Source organism: Corynebacterium sp. HMSC14H10, from assembly GCF_001807105.1.
Taxonomy (GTDB): Bacteria; Actinomycetota; Actinomycetes; order Mycobacteriales; family Mycobacteriaceae; genus Corynebacterium; species Corynebacterium jeikeium_D.
In genome coordinates, this window is record NZ_KV787452.1 from 1 (window position 1) to 16774 (window position 16774).

The following is a 16774-nucleotide window of genomic DNA, read 5'->3' on the forward strand; positions in this document are numbered from 1 at the left end:
CATACGGCGCCCACCGAGATCTTCAAGCAGCCAGAGCAGCCCCGCGCATTCGCCGTGGATCAGCGCACCATCGTCGGCAGCCTGACGTAGATCGCGGCGAATGTCATCACGAATAGATAGCGCGTCGGCATGCTCTTCTGGGAATCCACCGGGCACGATGTAGCCTTCGGCTTCCGGCAGTTCGTCAACCAATGGGTCGAAATCCACGACCTCGGCTCCAGCGGCCTGCAATAGCTCACGGTGCTCTGCATAGGTAAACGAGAACGCAGGACCCGCCGCGACCGCTACACGCACGCGGCGCTGAGTAGCCAGCGGTACAACGAACTGTGCGGGGTTCCATGGTTCAGCTGGATAGGGCTGCCGGGCAAGCTGGATAATCCGGTCTATGTCGATGTAGGTCTCCACCAAGTTGGCCATCGATTCAATGACCGCTTCTAGCTGCTCACCCTGCTCGACTGCAGTGACCAGCCCCAAATGCCTGCTGGGCACCTCAATATCAGTCACTCGCGGAATAGCGCCGAGCACCTCGACCCCCATGGTCTCCACAGAACGGGTAATGATGTCCGCATGCCGCGGGCTGCCCACCTGATTAATAATCACGCCACTGACACGGACGTCAGTGCGAAGCGTGGAGAAACCGTGGACAACAGCCGCCGCCGACTGCGACATATGCCGGGCATCAATCACCAACACCACCGGAAGTCCCAACAGTGAGGCAATCTCAGCCGTCGAGCCCTCCACCGATAGCGGGTCGTCACCAATGCGGCCGTCGAAAAGCCCCATAACCCCTTCGACCACCGCAATATCGCTGTCGGCAGCTCCATGTGCGTAGAGCGGCCCAATCATCTCAGGCGCGCACATAAAGGAATCCAGATTGCGGCCGGGACGACCAGCGGCTACCCCGTGATAGCCAGGATCAATATAGTCGGGTCCGACTTTGAAAGGTGCCACCGCGTGACGGCGCGACAGTGCACGCATCAGGCCCGTGGAGATTGTCGTCTTTCCCGTGCCTGATGCTGTCGCCGCGATGACAATTCCAGGCGCTACCACTCGATGCCCTTTTGTCCCTTACGTCCGACATCCATCGGGTGCTTAATCTTGGTCATCTCCGTCACCAGATCCGCGACCTCCACGAGCTTCGGATCCGCATCGCGGCCAGTCATCACCACATGCTGGCGGCCGGGACGGTTCCTCAATGTCTCCACCACATCGTCGACATCAATCCAACCCCACTTGATTGGGTAGGTGAACTCGTCGAGCACGTAGAAGTCGTGCACCTCATTTTCCAGGCGGCGTTTAATCTCCTGCCATCCCTCGGCAGCAGCTGCCGCATGGTCCTCCTCAGTGCCCTGCTTACGCGACCAAGACCAACCTTCTCCCATCTTGTGCCATTCGACCGGGCCGCCTTCCCCCGTGTCGTCGTGAAGCTCGCCCAACCGGCGCATGACAGCTTCCTCGCCAACCTTCCACTTTGCCGACTTTACAAACTGGAAGACACCGATATTCATCCCCTGATTCCACGCGCGCATCGCCATACCGAATGCCGCGGTGGACTTGCCCTTACCTGGGCCCGTATGCACCGCAGTAATCGGAATCATGCGACGCTGCCTGGTGGTCAGTCCATCGTTGGGAATTGATTTGGGGTCAAGCTTTCCTTGTGCCATGGTCTCGATGATAGGCATGGACCACGCCCGCCACGGCTTCGGCATTGAGTTCGGAGAGATTTATGCAGGTCGCACCCAATTCCACGCTGAGTTCCTGTGCCAGCCCCAGCCGCACGCGAGAGCGCTCACAGTCGATAACCACCGTCGCCGCCAACGCTTGACGACGGATCTTTGCGGCCACAGCCCTCGCCTGCTGCAGGCCATTTTTACCCGTTGCTCGGCCGTCGGAGAGCAAGACCATGATTGCGCGCCGTGTGGGCTCCCTATGGGCTTCCCGAACTACCACTTCGTGTGCCTTCAGCAATCCTTCGGCCAATGGAGTTCGGCCACCAGTGCGGACATCTGCGAGGCGACGTACTGCGGTGTCGATAGACTTCGTCGGCGGTAAAACTAATTCGGCGTTATTTCCGCGGAAAGTAATGACAGCGACTTTATCGCGGCTTTGGTAGGCATCACGCAGCAGCGATGTGACCGCGCCGGTGACGGCTGCCAGACGGTCGCGTGCTGCCATGGAACCCGAGGTGTCCACGACAAAGACGACCAGATTGGACTCAGTTCCCTGTCGGATAGCGCCGTGAACGTCCTCTGGTTCCAGAGGGATCATCGAGTCGCCCATCCGGGCGCCACGATTGGCCGCCGCCAACACTGTCGCCGGCACGTGGAGACCATGGCCTCCCCGCTCGGCACCAATGGTGCTGCCCCGCGGGCCAATGGCCTTGGAACGCCGGCCGGAATCCCCTTGGCCGACACCGTCAACGCTGATTTTACGAACGGCGAAAGGGGGCGCCTTCAGCGGCGCGACCTCCCTTCGATCCCGCGGAATTCGACTGTTGCGGCTCCTGAGGCTCGGAGTTGGAGTCGAACTGGGAGGGCTTCTCAGGTTTGACTTCGGGCTGGTCTGAGGTCTCCGAATCCGACTCTGGCTGATTCTGGTCATCTCGGAACTGCTCCTCTGCATCCTGCAGAGCATCGTCGAGCTGTTCCTGGTCCAGTCCTGGTTCATCAAAGGGGTCACGGCGACGACGGTGCGGCAGTGCCATTTCCGCAGCTACCTTAATGTCTTCAGCAGTGATCTCAATTGGATTGCCGGGTGCCGGCTGCGCCGACTCGTCCCCGGCTACTCGCCAGGCAGCGTGAGCGCGGGCGGTACGTGCAATGACGATGTCGGCACGCATCCCGTCCACATCAAAAGCAGCGCACACTGTGGCAATTTGACCAAGAATGTTGGGGGTCAATTCGACGTCGTCAAGCAGTGCGCGCGCGCGATCGATGCGGGCGTGCAGTGCCTCGTCGTCGGCGGCGAACCGCGTGACAAAGCTCTCCGGGTCGGCGTCAAAGTCGAGGCGGCGGGCGACGATTTCCGCGCGGACAGCCGGATCCTTGGATGCGGTGACGTCGATGGCGAGACCAAAGCGGTCGAGAAGCTGGGGACGCAATTCGCCCTCTTCCGGGTTCATCGTGCCGACCAACACGAACCTGGAGGTTGCGGAGTGCGAGATGCCATCGCGTTCAACAACCACGCGACCGGTGGCTGCGGCATCGAGAACGGAGTCAACGAGATGATCCGGCAGCAGGTTGATCTCGTCGACATAGAGAATGCCACCGTCAGCCGCGCTGAGTAGTCCCGGGTTGAACTGTGCGTGTCCGGTAGTCAGGACGGTCTCCACATCGATGGAGCCTACGACTCGATCTTCCGTAGCGCCGAGTGGCAGGTTTACCAACGATCCGCTGAGAAATGGCGCCAACGCGCGGACCGTAGTGGTCTTCGCTGTGCCCTTCTCACCGCGGATGACGACACCACCAATCTCCGGGGATAGCGCGGTCAGAATCAACGCAAGCTGTAGTCGCTGCTGCCCGACGATCGCAGTAAAAGGAAAAGTGGGCTCTGTTTGTGCAGTGGTCGCTGACGTGATTTTTTCCATAAGCACAGTTCTACCCCACTGCGAACGGATGGCTCACAGCGGGGTAGAACAATGTTGGCTTAATTGAACTCTTTGAAGCTCTTCAGCGAGTTACTAGCGCTCCAACTTCAGGGCCTTCTGGGAAGCCTCCCAGACCTCCTTGAACAGAGCCGGGTCATCAGCCAGGTGCGTACCGTAGGACGGGACGAGCTCCTTCAGCTTCGGAGCCCACTTGCCCATGTGGCGACCGAAGCAGCGCTCAATCAGGCTGATCATCACGGCCGGAGCGATGGAAGCGCCCGGGGATGCACCCATCAGGCCGGCAATGGTGCCGTCCCACGAGTTGATGACCGCGGTACCGAACTCGAGGGTACCGAAGACCGGAGCCTTCATCGGCTTAATGACCTGGACGCGCTGACCAGCGACGATCAGCTCCCAGTCCTCTGGGCGAGCGTTCGGGACGTACTCACGCAGGGACTCAATACGTGCGTCGAAGTCCTTCAGAACCTCAGTAATCAGGTACTTGGTCAGCCCCATCTCCTGGACACCAACACCCATCATGGACGGCAGGTTGGCCGGACGCAGGGACTTAATCAGGTCCAGGTTGTTACCGTTCTTGAGGAACTTCATGTTCCAACCGGCGTACGGGCCAAAGAGCAGGCCGCGCTTGCCGTCGATAACACGGGTGTCCAGGTGCGGAACGGACATCGGCGGCGTGCCGACGGAAGCCTTACCGTAGACCTTGGCGTCATGCTTAGCAATGACTTCCTCGTTGGTGCAGCGCAGCCACTGACCGGAGACCGGGAAGCCACCGAAACCGCGAATCTCGTTAATACGAGCCTTCTGCAGCAGCGGCAGTGCGTCACCGCCGGCACCGACGAATACGAAGTTGGCAACCAGGGTGCGAACGTCCTTGGTGTGCAGGTTCTTCACGGTGACGATCCACTTGGAACCGTCGCGCTTCAGACCGGTGACCTCGTGTCCGTAGCGAATCTCAGTACCCATATCGGACAGTGCGGCCAGGTACTGCTTGGTCAGTGCACCGAAGTTAACGTCCGTACCATTCGGGTTACGAATAGCGGAGACCGGCTTGGAGAAGTCACGACCCTCGGACATCAGCGGAAGGTACTCAGCGAAACGGTCCGGATCCTCAATGAGCTCCTGACCGTGGAACAGTGGCTCCTTCTCAAGTGCCTCATAGCGACGACGCATGAACGCCATCTGCTCCGGACCCTGAGCGAAGGTGGTGTGATCAACTGGGTTGATGAATTCCTTCGGGTCAGTCAGGGTGCCGTTTTCAATCAGCGAGGTCCACAGCTGGCGGGAAACCTGGAACTGCTCATTAATGAGCTTAGCCTTGGTGACATCGACCTTGCCGTTCTTCTCCGGCGTGTAGTTCAGCTCACACAGAGCAGAGTGGCCGGTGCCAGCGTTGTTCCACGGGGAGGAAGACTCCTTGGCGGGCTGATCGAGACGCTCGAACAGAACCTGTGACCAGGATGGCTCGAGCTCCTTGAGCAGCACACCCAGCGTCGCACTCATTACACCTGCACCGATGAGGACGACGTCTACCTCGTCGCCACTGGAAGCAGGAAGCTTGTTATCAGCCATTTTGCTGTCAACATCCTTACTAACTTGATTAGTGATTCAAACTAGCGCTCGCTCACATGCGCGCACACAACTAAAGACGCAAAAGAGAGCTACCGTCTCAGTCCATAATCTATTGTGGCACACATTCCCACTACCCCCGGTAATCGGCGCTAGGCTTGACCCTGTGACTACCGATATTCCCGATTTCGTTACCCCCACCTTTAACCCCGATAACCTAGGCGAAGACTACAGCCAACATGTCATCGAACTCGGCCAGGATCCCGACGGTGAGGGATCCGTACACGCGGTATTGGTCCGCTACTGCCCCGACTCGTCGGCAAGCGACTTCCAAAAACGTCCGGCGGTTCTATGGATTCACGGGATGTCGGACTATTTCTTCCAGAAGCACGTGGCGGAGCGGTACCACGCCGAAGGCTACGCCTTTTACGCTATTGACCTGCGTAAGTGCGGGCGCGCACACCAACCGGGGCAGACTTGGCATGGCTGCAGCGATCTAACGAATTACTTCGAGGATCTCAACAGGGCACTCGCAGTGTTAGACCACGCCGGTCATACAACTGTCACTGTTAATGCGCACTCCACTGGTGGTCTCATTGCCGTGCTCTGGCTCGATTGGTTACGAAGCACAGGCGGCCATTGCCCGCAAGCACCCAATATTTTCGTCACAGCTGCCGTCTTGAACTCACCGTGGCTGACTCTGCACGTTTCCCGGGCAAAGGCTCCCGTGTACTCGCTGGTGACTCGCGTTATGTCGCGGATTCGCCCTAACAGTCTCATTCCGGTGCAGTCTGCGGGCGGCTATGGCAAATCCATTAGCGCCGACCACCAGGGACGCTGGGAGTACAACCGCACTTTCAAGCCGCTGGCTGGCCATGACAAGAACTGGCGTTGGCTCAATGCCATCATCGTCGGCCAGCAACGTGTCAGCCGCGGTATCGATACCGGCGTGCCGACGCTCGTCCTCCACTCGGACAACTACCTTCTCGGCTCCGACTACACACCGGAGCACAGCCGCGTTGACTCTGTCCTCAACACTGAGCAAATTGCCGATGCCACTGCCCACTTGGGACCGCAGGCTCGCAACGTCGCGATTCCGGGTGCTCTCCATGACGTCTACCTTTCCGCACCCGAAGCACTTGACCGCGCTTTTAATGAGACCTTTCAGTTCCTTGCCACAGTCAATCCAGGAGACAGCTCAAAATAGGAGCACAGAATAGGAACTCGGAATAAATCAGCATTCAGTACGGTTGAACCAAACTAGTTTGACCAGAATGCTAGGAGTGCTTGTGACCACTGAGAATTCGCCTGAGACTACCCCACGCCACTACGACGTCATCATTATCGGAACCGGGTCCGGCAATTCCATTCCAGCCCCAGCCTACGACAATGTCCGTATCGCTCTGGTGGAGGAAGGACGCTTCGGCGGTACTTGCCTCAACGTTGGGTGTATTCCCACCAAGATGTTCGTTCTGGCCGCTGATGCCGCCCGCAACATCCGCGAGGCCAGCCGCCTGGGTGTGCACGGCACCTTCGACTCCGTTGATCTCAAGCAAATCCAGGATCGCGTTTTTGCCCAGCGCGTCGACCAGATTGCCGACGGCGGCGAGGCATACCGCCGCGGGGACGAGACTCCCAATATCGATGTCTACGACCGGCACGCAACGTTCGTCGGCCGCCGCACTATTCGCACTGGCATCGGCGAGGAAACCGTCGACATCACAGCCGACAACATCATCATCGCTGCAGGCTCCCGCCCTCACGTTCCGGGCCTCATCGCAGACTCCGGGGTCGATTACTACACCAACGAGAACATCATGCGCGTCGACAAGCTCCCGCGCGAAATGATCGTCGTCGGCGGCGGCTACATCGCTAGCGAGTTCGCGCACGTCTTCGCCTCCTTCGGTACGAAGGTGCACATGCTGGTGCGCTCCGATGTCATGCTGCGTGGCTCAGACGCCGCTATCTCCGAGCGCTTCCACGAGGTTGCCGCCCGCGACATTGACATCCGCATGAACACCTCCATCACTGAACTCTCCCAGGAGGGCGAGATCGTCACGGCCACGCTTGACGACGGCACGGAGATCGCAGCCGATGCCCTGCTCGTGGCAACCGGACGCATTCCCAACGGTGACCGTATGGACCTTGCAGCCGGTGGTGTGGAGATGCACGACGATGGTCGCATCAAGGTTGACCAGAACGGCCGCACCTCTGCCGAAGGTGTGTGGGCGCTGGGCGATGTCTCTAGCCCGTACCAGCTGAAGCATATTGCCAACCATGAGGCCAAGGTTGTCTTCCACAACGTGCTGAACCCGTCGGACCTGCGCGAATTTGACCACCGCTACATTCCGTCGGCAGTCTTCTCACATCCGCAGATTGGTCAGGTCGGTATGACCGAGGATGAAGCTCGCGCCTGGGCTGCGGAAAATGGCACGGAGATTACCGTGAAGGTACAGAACTACGGCGATGTCGCCTACGGCTGGGCGCTGGAGGATCGCGACGGCTTCGCTAAACTGATTGCGGACCGCTCCACCGGCCGCCTGCTGGGTGCGCATTTCATCGGCGAGCAGGCTGCCACCCTAGTGCAGCAGTGCATCCAGATGATGAGCTTCGAAATGGATGTGCGCGAAGTTGTCAAGGGCCAGCACTGGATCCACCCAGCACTGCCAGAGCTGATTGAAAACGCAATCCTGGGCCTGGAGTTCGATAACTAGCCCAGCTGTTCAATACCTGTGGCCTGGGCCAATGCGGGCCCAGCCAGGTACTTCTCGACTGCATTGGCCAACAGGTCGACCTGCAGCAGCCGTTCTCCGGCAAACGAAGTATTAGGACTGACCTCAAAGCCGTCCCGACCGACGGCAACTGCAACTTCCATCAGCAACTCACGGCGCGCCTGATCATTTTCCAGGTAGCCGTGGCGGTGCGTGCCCATCACCATGCCACGCCGCGCCCCTTCTTCAGGCTCAGTGATAAAAGGCGCCTCGCTGCTTCGCACAACCTGTCCATTGTGGACTTCGTAAGAGCCATCCGGGTGGCTCACCAGCGTCTTCGTCCCCGCGAATTCAATGTCGGTATCGAACACGCCAAGCCCGTTCACTGTCCCGGCTACCGACTCCACCGAGTCAGTGATGGTGGTGCAGAGCATTTGGAACCCACCGCAGATGCCAATCAGCGGCAGCCCTCGGGCGGCTCGGTTCTCCAGTACGTCGTCAAGCCCACGCTCGCGCAACCACTTGAGATCGGCGACCGTCGACTTCGTCCCGGGCAACACGACCAGGTCGGCGCGAGCAACGACCGACGGATCGACCGTCCACTGCACGTGTACCCCTGGTTCACAGGCAAGCGCTTCGATATCGGTGGCGTTGGACACGCGCGGCAAGCGAATGGCGGCCACGGACAACGTTTCCGTACCCAGCGGTGCGTTCGCCGGCCCTACCGACGCACCAGCGACTGTGCCGAGCGAATCCTCCGCATCGATCCACAGCCCCGGAATAAAAGACACTACGCCGAGTACGGGCACGCCGGTGTGCTCGCGCACCACGTCCAATCCCGGTGTCAACAGCGAAACATCGCCCCGGAACTTGTTGACGATAAAACCGGTAATCCGCGCGCGGTCTTCGGGGCTCAAAATTGCATGCGTGCCGACGAAATGTGCAAGCACCCCACCGCGGTCGATGTCGCCGGCGACCACAACCGGCAAATCAGCGAGCTCTGCCAAGCCCATGTTGGCGATGTCTGACTCTCGCAGATTGACCTCGGCAGGACTACCAGCGCCTTCGCACAGGACGACATCGAACTGCCCCCGCAGCTCTTCCAATGTCTCCGCGACTACCCCGCGCAACGCTTTTCGACGCGACCGGTACGTCAGAGCGCTCACATGCCCATCGGCTTTGCCCTTCACCACCACCTGACTAGTGTGGTCCGAGCCCGGCTTGAGAAGCACCGGGTTAAAGGAGACATCCGGCTCCAGCCCACAGGCGAGCGCCTGCAGAGCCTGCGCGCGCCCAATCTCGCCGCCGTCAAGCGTGACAGCGCAGTTGTTGGACATGTTCTGTGCTTTGAAGGGTGCGACCTTCACGCCGCGGCGCGCGAGCAGCCGACACATGCCGGCGACCAGAACCGACTTACCGGCATCTGAGGTGCAGCCGGCAATCAGAGCTGCAGGGGCCTGCACGGGTTAGGCCTCGGGCTTCCAACCAGTTTGGAACTGACCTGGCACGTTCTGCTCATCCGGCAGAGTGAGGATTTCATAGCCGTCGGAGGTCACCAGCACCGTGTGCTCGAACTGGGCGGTGAACTTGAAGTCATCATTCTGCACAGTCCAGCCATTATCCCAGATGTGGTACGGCAGCTCACCAAGGTTAATCATCGGCTCAACAGTCAAGGTCATGCCCGGCTCGAAAATGGTGTCCTGGCTCGGCTCATCGTAGTGGAGAACGATTAAACCATTGTGGAACGTGGTACCGACACCGTGACCGGTGAAGTCCCGAACGGTGTTGTATCCAAAACGCTTAGCGTAAGACTCGATTACGCGGCCGATGACATTAATCTCACGGCCCGGCTTGATGACCTTAATGCCGCGCATGGTGGCGTTGTAAGTGCGCTCCACTAGCTGGAGGTGCTCCTCCGAGACATTGCCCGCGAGGAAAGTCGCGTTGGTGTCACCGTGGACGCCGTTCTTGTATCCGGTGACGTCGACATTGACGATATCGCCGTCTTCAATAACCTGAGTGTCCGGAATACCGTGGCAGACAATCTCATTGAGAGACACACAGCACGACTTCTCGAAACCGCGGTACCCCAGCGTGGACGGGTAGGTGTCGTGATCCAACAGGTACTCGTGCACCACCCGGTCAATCTCATCCGTGGTCACGCCCGGAGTTACGGCCTTGCCGGCCTCCACCAACGCGTTGGCAGCAATGCGAGAGACCTCTCGCATATTTTCAATATCTTCCGGAGTCTGTACCAGCGGCTCGCCGACGCCTTCCTGAACCTCGTCCTTCCAGGCGTACTCCGGCCGTTCAATATGTGCCGGAACAGTGCGAATTGGCGTGGACTTTTGCTGAGTAAGTGGAGAACGCTGAGTCATGGAACATACTCTACCCCTACCCCCGGATTAGCCTTTCGGCCTGTGCCGGTTTCGAAGCCAGAAATGCTCTAGCCCTCGTCTCCTGAACCTTCATCCATATTGGCGAAGAAGGCATCGGTAATCGCCACGGCATGCTCCGAACCACCACCGCCAACGATAAGCGTGGCAAAGGCCAAATCATCGCGGTAGCCAGTAAACCAAGCGTGGGAGCCGCCAGCGTACTCGGCCTCACCGGTCTTTGCATAAACTTCACCTCGACCGGCAATGGCCGAACCAGTACCAGAGGTCACCACCGCCCGCATGAGTGTGCGAACCTCATTCAAAACCTCAGGCGGCAGTGGCTTTGATACCTGCGACTGCCAGGTTCCCGCGCTTGGCACGAGTGACGGTGTCGGAGTGCGTCCGGCCGCCACCGTCGCGGAAACCAGCGCCATGCCAAACGGGCTGGTCAAGTCATTGCCCTGCCCATAGCCCGCATCGATACGCTCGACTTCATCACTGCCATCAGACACGCTGCCGGTAATAGTGTCGAGGCCCGCGATGTGATAGTTGATGCCGATGCCGAAGTTCTTGGACTCCTCCTTGAACTGCCCTGGCTCCAACTTGTGAGAGATGTTGCCAAACGTGGTGTTACAAGACCGCGCGAACGCATCGCTCAGCGAGGTATTCCCGACACCACTTCCGTTGTAGTTGGTGACAATACGCGGCCCGATCTCCATCGAACCTGGGCACGGCACAGTCGATCCCGCATTTAGCCCCTCGTGCTGCACACCTGCGGCGGCAGTAACAATCTTGTACGTCGATCCCGGCGGGAACTGTCCCATCAGCGCAAGGTCGCCGTCCTTATCTGCTTCCGCTGTCTGTGCTACCGCCAGAATCTTGCCCGTAGACGGCTGCACAGCCACCAGCATTGCCTTAGCATCTTGCCGCGTATCGACGGCCTTTTGCGCTGCGTCCTGCACCTTTTTACTAATTGATGCCTGCACCGCCGGCGCTACATCCGGAGACACCTCATAGAGGGTGCCGACGACGGCTCCGCCCTCGTTGGCCGCCACGATATTCCAGCCATCGGCACCGTGATCACCGGTGTCCACTAGTCTTTCCACGCGGCTCATCAAATCGGGCGCGAACCCCGGGTCGGGTCGCACCATAGCGGCTTCATCGTTAACCGAAATTCCATCAATGTCAGCGAGATCATCTTTGACACGCTGTGGCGTGGATGCCGGCAACACGATCAGCGAAAAATTACCCCTTCCGCCGCTCGCCTGCTCCCCCACAGCGCGTGCGTCAAGCTTCGGACCGTCTTCCGGCATTTCATTATTGATGACCGTCGCCGCCCGGTTAATCGACGACTGCACATTCTCCGCCCCATCACGATGGAGAATTACCCGGTGCACAGTCCCTGGCTCGAGCAAGGCCGCACCGTCCGAGCCAACCACAGACGGACGTGGAGCTGCGATAGTGCGCAATTCTGGGTGTTGGTTACGCCCCAGCTGTGGATGCAGGGATGCTGGCGACCAGCGCAATGCCCAATCCCGTTGCCCAGTCTCAGTCTTGGTCAGTGTGAAAGTGGTGTCATATCCCCAGCGTCGCTGATGCGGCAGCTGCCAATTCATGGTGACTTCGGCCGAGGACTGATTCGAGCTGGTATCGATACCCTCGATTTCATAGTCAAGCCCCTCCGGCTGAAGGCCGTCGGTGGCCGCATTCAGATCCCCCTCAGCGGAATCCGGATGATCGGTCAGCGCCGCCGCCTTAGCGACATCCCCTCCCGCCAGCGCCCCAAGGAATTCCTCAAGCACCTCGCGCCCGGTGTCAGGCCGCGGCGTACACGCGGCGGATGACAACACCAGACCCGTGATTGCCACAGCCGAGATACTGCGAAGCAGGGGCTTGCGGCGCGAAGTTTGTTCCATGTGGGCTGACGTTAGCACCGCTTTGCTTTACGACGACGCTGGCGCGCCGCAACCTGCTATCAGCGGTTCAGCACAATTGGATTGACCACGTCAGCAGCCATAACCAGAACGCCGAAGACCAGCAAAACTGCGGTAAAGGCCATAGTAATTGGCATGAGTTTGGTGTAATCGGCAGGCCCAAGCGCAGGCTTACCGAATGCCTTGCGAATCAGGTCGCGGATGCGCTCATAAATAACAACGGCGATGTGGCCACCGTCGAGTGGCGGCAACGGCACGAGGTTGAACACGGCCAGGAAATAATTGAGGTTAGCCAGCAACAGAAAGAATGACGGCCACTGGTTCATCTCCACCAATTCACCACCGGCACGCGACGCGCCGACGACACTCATTGGGCTGGCCGGGTCACGCTGAGCACCAAAGATAGAGGCGACCACGCCGGGAACCTTCTCCGGAATGGAGAGCAGCCCGTTCCAAACCGCCCCGAAAAGGCTGCCTGTGAAGCTGGCCGCACCGCCGATGGCAGTCACTGCGTTGTACTCGTGAAGGATGGTCTCTGGTCGCTGGAAGGCGATACCAATTGCTGGCTGGTCGATGTCCTGCCCGTCGTTAGTCTTGCGCTTGACGACTTCCGGGGTGACCGTGACCGTCTCGGAGGTGCCATTGCGGTCGATGGTCATTTTGATGTCGCCACCTGCAGAGCTGCCAATAAGCGACACAGCCTCGGGGTAGGACGTGATCTTGGTGCCATTGATCTTCTCAATCACATCTCCGGCACGTAGCCCTGCGCGCTCTGCAGGACCGGAACCAGTGCAGGGCTCCAGCGTGCCGTCGGCACGCTGTGCCGGCGAGACGCACTGCACCGCCTGAATGCGTGGCGCCATTTCCTTACCCATGTTGGGCAAACCCCACGTCACGGCAATGAAGTAAAGAATGATGAATCCAACGATGAGGTTCATTGCCACCCCACCGAGCATCACGATAATGCGCTGCCACCACGGCTTCTTGTACATGGCGTAGGGTTCTTCGGCAGGATCGATTGGATCCATAGCGGTCATACCTGCGATGTCGCAGAATCCGCCAAACGGAACTGCCTTTACTCCATACTCGGTGTCATGCCCTCCTGCCGCAGCGTGATGCCGCTTGAAGGAAAACAGCGTTGGGCCGAAACCAATGAAGTACCGACGCACTTGCATTCCACACAGTCGAGCTGCGGTGAGATGGCCCCATTCGTGAAGGGCGATTGTCACCGCGATGCCGATTGCGAAGAGTAAAACTCCAAGAAGAAATGTCACGAGTGCTCACCCTACCCCCACTTTGGGCAAACGAGCACACCGGCGGAGAGTTTCCGGCCGGGCGAAGTCCCAATTTCAGCAAGTTCTAAGGTATCCTTACACCCGATACTCAAGATTGTCTGAAAATGCGCTCAGTCGCTTTCAGCAAAATCGCAGATAGACTGAAGTGCATATAGAGTGCAATTCGCCGAAAGTGTTTACAGGAGGACTTTCAAGTGAGCAACCACGAGCCAAAGGAAGAGATTTACCGCGGCGTCAGCACCCTCGACGAGCCGTCGGCGAAGTGGGGCTGGCACGGCATTAGCAAGAGCGCTATGCAGAAGGCCGGCTGGATTTCCGTGATTTTCCTGCTGGGTATGACCATTGGTAACCACAAGGGCAACGTCGAGAACTGGTGGCTGGTCGCCATCGCCGCCCTGATTGCTATTGGCCTGCTGCTGCAGTTGTTCGCCCCGCAGGGTTCTCAGGTCCGCACCGTTACCGGTCACAACAAGCCGGAAGGCCACATTGAGCCGGAGTGGGCACGTGACCAGGTTAACGGCACTGGTGTCTACGCTAACCTGACCGACTCTCAGCTGCGCTCCTGGAACCGCCTGCCGGAAGGACAGAACCAGTAGAGTTAGCCACTTTTGCAGAAAGTCTGGCCTAACAGCTCTATAGCGACAGCTCTATAGCGCTACAGCGCACAAAAAGATCCGCACCGAATTCGGTGCGGATTTTTGCTATTCAGCGACTAAACTTCTTCAGCCGCCAGCTGACCACACGCTGCCGCAATCTCGTTGCCACGGGTATCGCGGACCGTGCACGGTACCCCCTGGGCCTGTACGCGGCGGACGAACTCCTCCTGCTGCTTCTTCGGGGAGGCGTCCCACATCGAACCCGGAGTTGGGTTGAGCGGGATTAGGTTGACGTGGACACGTGAGCCCAGAGCATTGTGGAGCTTCTTACCCAACAGGTCTGCACGCCAATCCTGGTCGTTAATATCGCGAATCAAAGCGTACTCAATAGATACGCGACGGCCTGTCTTGTCTGCGTAGTAGCGAGCTGCATCGAGTACCTCGGCCACTGTAAAGCGATTGTTGATCGGTACCAGCTCGTCGCGAAGCTCGTCATCCGGAGTATGCAGAGACACCGCGAGAGTTACTGACAGGTACTCGTCGGCAAGCCGTCGGATATTCGGCGCGAAACCAACCGTAGAGACGGTGACATTGCGCATCGAGATGCCAAATCCCTCCGGCGAGGGCCGCGTGATGCGATGGACGGCGGCGAGAACACGATTGTAGTTCGCGAGCGGCTCGCCCATGCCCATGAATACGATGTTGGTCAGACGACCGCCCTCAGCTGCCATAGTGGCAGCGGCCTCACGCACCTGGTCGACAATCTCCGCGGTGGAGAGATTACGCTGCAGACCGCCTTGCCCCGTCGCGCAGAATGGGCATGCCATACCGCAACCGGCCTGTGAGGAAATACAGAGGGTCGCACGCCCCGGGTACTTCATCAGCACGGATTCCAGCAGCGTACCGTCACCTGCACGCCACAGAGTCTTACGAGTCTCGCCGTCATCACAGGTGATGTGGCGAACGGGAGTCAACAGAGGTGGGAAGAGACTGTCCTTGACCTTTTGACGATCTGCTTCTGGCAGGTCAGTCATCGTCATAGGGTCAGCCTCAAGCCGACCGTAATAGTGCCGGGCAATCTGATCGGCACGGAAGGCCGGCAGGCCCAGTTCCTTGACCGCAGCCTTCCGTTCCTCAACATCGAGGTCCGCAAAATGGGTCGCGGGCATGCCGCGACGTGGAGCTTTAAGAACGATTGGAAGTGAAGATGCCATGATGACACCCATTTTCGCATGTAATGACGGTTTTGGCCTAATGAGTGACTCGGCAGCCGCAACTAAGTGAACCTTTATAAGTGGTACATACCTGCCAAAACGTGTTGAATGATAGGTATGACTAACGCTAATCAGCCGAATAACGACAGTCCGCTTTTCGACGACGTTCCGTCGTACTCCCCAAATGATTCCGTGGCTCCTGCACCTGAGCAGGACAACCTTCCAGAGCCAGTCGTTGACGCGCCGACAGAGAAGGACTCCGCACCGGAGCCAGCGCCCGCCCCTGGCCAGCGTAAGGTGAAAAAGACCACTGCGGGCTCTATGTGGATTGGCCTGGTCATCAGTGCAGTTTTGCTGATCGTACTGCTGGTGTTCATTCTGCAGAATCAGCAGGAGACCGCACTAAACCTGTTCGGCTGGACCTGGAACTTCCCAGTCGGCGTCGGAATGCTGTTCGCTGCCATCCTCGGCGCCCTCATCACCGCACTCATCGGTGGCTGGCGAATGTTTGATCTGCGCCGCCAGATTCGTAAGGGCGGCAACTAAAGGCCGATTGAACCAGCCGAATTAAACTAGGCTGAATAGCTGCAATATCAGCCACGTCATCGCGGCTGATGGCAGCATGCCATCCAGGCGGTCCATCAGACCGCCGTGGCCCGGCAAAATCGAGGACATATCTTTAATCCCCAGATCTCGTTTGAACTGGGACTCCATCAGGTCACCAAGCGTAGCCGAGATAACCAGGGCGATGCCCAGCACGATGCCCTGCCACCACGGCGCGTGCAACATAAAGATCGCACAGAGCGCTCCAGTAATGGTGGCGAGTACAAGAGAGCCGCCGAACCCTTCCCAGGATTTTTTAGGGCTTACCTTTGGGGCCATCGGATGCTTTCCGAACATTACACCAGCGGCATAGCCTCCGACGTCATTTGAAATAACCCCAATCATGAAGGTCACAATGACCAGACGCGGATCAACTCCCCAGGGATTGTCCATGCGTACCAGCTGCACTGCTAGCGCGGCAAAGAACGGAATCCACATCATCACGAAAACACCGACTGCGACATCCCGCAGCCAGTTCCGTGGTGCTTCGGCCATCCCGTGTAAGAACAGACGAACGACCAGCAAGAGCATCAGAGTCGCGGCCAGGCCCATGACCAAACCGTCAATCCCCCAGTAGGCAGACAACCACACCATCAGCTGTCCGCCGAGAATCAATACCGGGCGAGGGACCTGCCAATCGGACTCACGGAGCCGCTCGCAGACCTCCCAGGTTGCGAGACCAACCGCCGCGGCGACCAGAACGGTCCAGGCGAGCGCCCCCAGTAGCAAGCCGATGATGACGACTGCACCAAGTGCTACGCCCACCGTGATTGCAACCGGCAGGTTCCGACCTGCTGAGTTGCGTGGCTTAATGAGCCGTAGTTCGTCTAGAACACGTTCCTTATTGGACGCTGGCTTCGACGTTGGCAT

At 58.9% G+C, this 16774-nt stretch carries 15 protein-coding genes; 4 read left to right on the forward strand and 11 right to left on the reverse strand.

All coding sequences use genetic code 11. From position 1 onward, the window contains the following. From HMPREF3135_RS10435 to mqo, 5 genes are all read right to left on the reverse strand, one after another. A partial coding sequence (locus HMPREF3135_RS10435; protein WP_070439679.1) for a cobyrinic acid a,c-diamide synthase CobB occupies positions 1 to 1050 on the reverse strand: 1050 nt, incomplete at its 3' end. After that, positions 1044 to 1664, reverse strand: a complete 621-nt coding sequence (cobO, locus tag HMPREF3135_RS10440) for a cob(I)yrinic acid a,c-diamide adenosyltransferase (RefSeq protein ID WP_042389270.1) — start codon at positions 1662 to 1664, stop codon at positions 1044 to 1046. The genes cobO and HMPREF3135_RS10435, both read right to left, overlap by 7 nt. Further along, the gene (locus tag HMPREF3135_RS11475) at positions 1645 to 2322 is read right to left on the reverse strand and encodes a vWA domain-containing protein (RefSeq protein WP_016422575.1); all 678 of its coding nucleotides are present in this window, start codon (positions 2320 to 2322) and stop codon (positions 1645 to 1647) included. The genes cobO and HMPREF3135_RS11475 overlap by 20 nt, the downstream gene beginning before the upstream one ends. Positions 2323 to 2428: 106 nt before the next feature. Further along, positions 2429 to 3586: a magnesium chelatase ATPase subunit I gene (locus HMPREF3135_RS11480; RefSeq protein WP_016422574.1), complete on the reverse strand. Its 1158-nt coding sequence runs from the start codon at positions 3584 to 3586 to the stop codon at positions 2429 to 2431. 93 nt (positions 3587 to 3679) lie between these two features. Beyond that, a complete protein-coding gene (gene mqo, locus HMPREF3135_RS10455; protein WP_016422573.1) occupies positions 3680 to 5176 on the reverse strand; it encodes a malate dehydrogenase (quinone) in 1497 nt (498 codons plus the stop codon). A gap of 163 nt (positions 5177 to 5339) precedes the next feature. On the opposite strand from mqo, the gene HMPREF3135_RS10460 reads away from it, so the two are divergent. Then, entirely contained in the window at positions 5340 to 6380 is a 1041-nt protein-coding gene (locus HMPREF3135_RS10460; RefSeq protein ID WP_070439601.1) for an alpha/beta hydrolase, read from the forward strand. Positions 6381 to 6447: 67 nt separating this feature from the next. Further along, positions 6448 to 7887 (forward strand): mycothione reductase, encoded by a 1440-nt coding sequence (gene mtr / locus HMPREF3135_RS10465; RefSeq protein ID WP_070429299.1) that lies wholly within the window; start codon positions 6448 to 6450, stop codon positions 7885 to 7887. On the opposite strand, the gene HMPREF3135_RS10470 is transcribed toward mtr, so the two are convergent. From HMPREF3135_RS10470 to HMPREF3135_RS10485, 4 genes are all read right to left on the reverse strand, one after another. Beyond that, on the reverse strand, positions 7884 to 9347 hold the full coding sequence (locus tag HMPREF3135_RS10470; RefSeq protein ID WP_069358763.1) for a cobyric acid synthase: 1464 nt from the start codon (positions 9345 to 9347) through the stop codon (positions 7884 to 7886). The genes mtr and HMPREF3135_RS10470 overlap by 4 nt on opposite strands. A gap of 3 nt (positions 9348 to 9350) precedes the next feature. Continuing rightward, the gene (gene map / locus HMPREF3135_RS10475; protein ID WP_049189666.1) at positions 9351 to 10262 is read right to left on the reverse strand and encodes a type I methionyl aminopeptidase; all 912 of its coding nucleotides are present in this window, start codon (positions 10260 to 10262) and stop codon (positions 9351 to 9353) included. A gap of 68 nt (positions 10263 to 10330) precedes the next feature. After that, positions 10331 to 12178 (reverse strand): penicillin-binding transpeptidase domain-containing protein, encoded by a 1848-nt coding sequence (locus tag HMPREF3135_RS10480; protein WP_070439603.1) that lies wholly within the window; start codon positions 12176 to 12178, stop codon positions 10331 to 10333. A gap of 59 nt (positions 12179 to 12237) precedes the next feature. After that, entirely contained in the window at positions 12238 to 13470 is a 1233-nt protein-coding gene (locus HMPREF3135_RS10485) for a M50 family metallopeptidase (RefSeq protein ID WP_070439605.1), read from the reverse strand. Positions 13471 to 13685: 215 nt separating this feature from the next. Between HMPREF3135_RS10485 and HMPREF3135_RS10490 the strand changes: the two genes are divergently transcribed. Next, positions 13686 to 14087, forward strand: coding sequence for a DUF2631 domain-containing protein (locus HMPREF3135_RS10490; protein ID WP_038628682.1), 402 nt, complete (start codon positions 13686 to 13688; stop codon positions 14085 to 14087). A gap of 116 nt (positions 14088 to 14203) precedes the next feature. Here HMPREF3135_RS10490 and rlmN read toward each other — a convergent pair whose 3' ends face one another. Continuing rightward, positions 14204 to 15301, reverse strand: a complete 1098-nt coding sequence (gene rlmN / locus HMPREF3135_RS10495) for a dual-specificity RNA methyltransferase RlmN (RefSeq protein WP_049170933.1) — start codon at positions 15299 to 15301, stop codon at positions 14204 to 14206. Positions 15302 to 15418: 117 nt separating this feature from the next. Here rlmN and HMPREF3135_RS10500 point away from each other — a divergent pair, with 117 nt between their 5' ends. Beyond that, a complete protein-coding gene (locus tag HMPREF3135_RS10500) occupies positions 15419 to 15847 on the forward strand; it encodes a lipopolysaccharide assembly protein LapA domain-containing protein (RefSeq protein ID WP_070439607.1) in 429 nt (142 codons plus the stop codon). A 21-nt stretch (positions 15848 to 15868) separates the two neighbouring features. Here HMPREF3135_RS10500 and HMPREF3135_RS10505 read toward each other — a convergent pair whose 3' ends face one another. Continuing rightward, positions 15869 to 16774: a phosphatidate cytidylyltransferase gene (locus HMPREF3135_RS10505; RefSeq protein ID WP_048735546.1), complete on the reverse strand. Its 906-nt coding sequence runs from the start codon at positions 16772 to 16774 to the stop codon at positions 15869 to 15871.

What these genes read in the sequence shown, in the direction of transcription:
- HMPREF3135_RS10500 (WP_070439607.1), top strand. Translation starts at nt 15,419, where the DNA reads ATGACTAACGCTAATCAGCCGAATAACGACAGTCCGCTTTTCGACGAC.
- HMPREF3135_RS10505 (WP_048735546.1), bottom strand. Translation starts at nt 16,774, where the DNA reads ATGCCAACGTCGAAGCCAGCGTCCAATAAGGAACGTGTTCTAGACGAA.
- mtr (WP_070429299.1), top strand. Translation starts at nt 6,448, where the DNA reads ATGCTAGGAGTGCTTGTGACCACTGAGAATTCGCCTGAGACTACCCCA.
- HMPREF3135_RS11480 (WP_016422574.1), bottom strand. Translation starts at nt 3,586, where the DNA reads ATGGAAAAAATCACGTCAGCGACCACTGCACAAACAGAGCCCACTTTT.
- mqo (WP_016422573.1), bottom strand. Translation starts at nt 5,176, where the DNA reads ATGGCTGATAACAAGCTTCCTGCTTCCAGTGGCGACGAGGTAGACGTC.
- rlmN (WP_049170933.1), bottom strand. Translation starts at nt 15,301, where the DNA reads ATGGCATCTTCACTTCCAATCGTTCTTAAAGCTCCACGTCGCGGCATG.
- cobO (WP_042389270.1), bottom strand. Translation starts at nt 1,664, where the DNA reads ATGGCACAAGGAAAGCTTGACCCCAAATCAATTCCCAACGATGGACTG.
- HMPREF3135_RS10480 (WP_070439603.1), bottom strand. Translation starts at nt 12,178, where the DNA reads ATGGAACAAACTTCGCGCCGCAAGCCCCTGCTTCGCAGTATCTCGGCT.
- map (WP_049189666.1), bottom strand. Translation starts at nt 10,262, where the DNA reads ATGACTCAGCGTTCTCCACTTACTCAGCAAAAGTCCACGCCAATTCGC.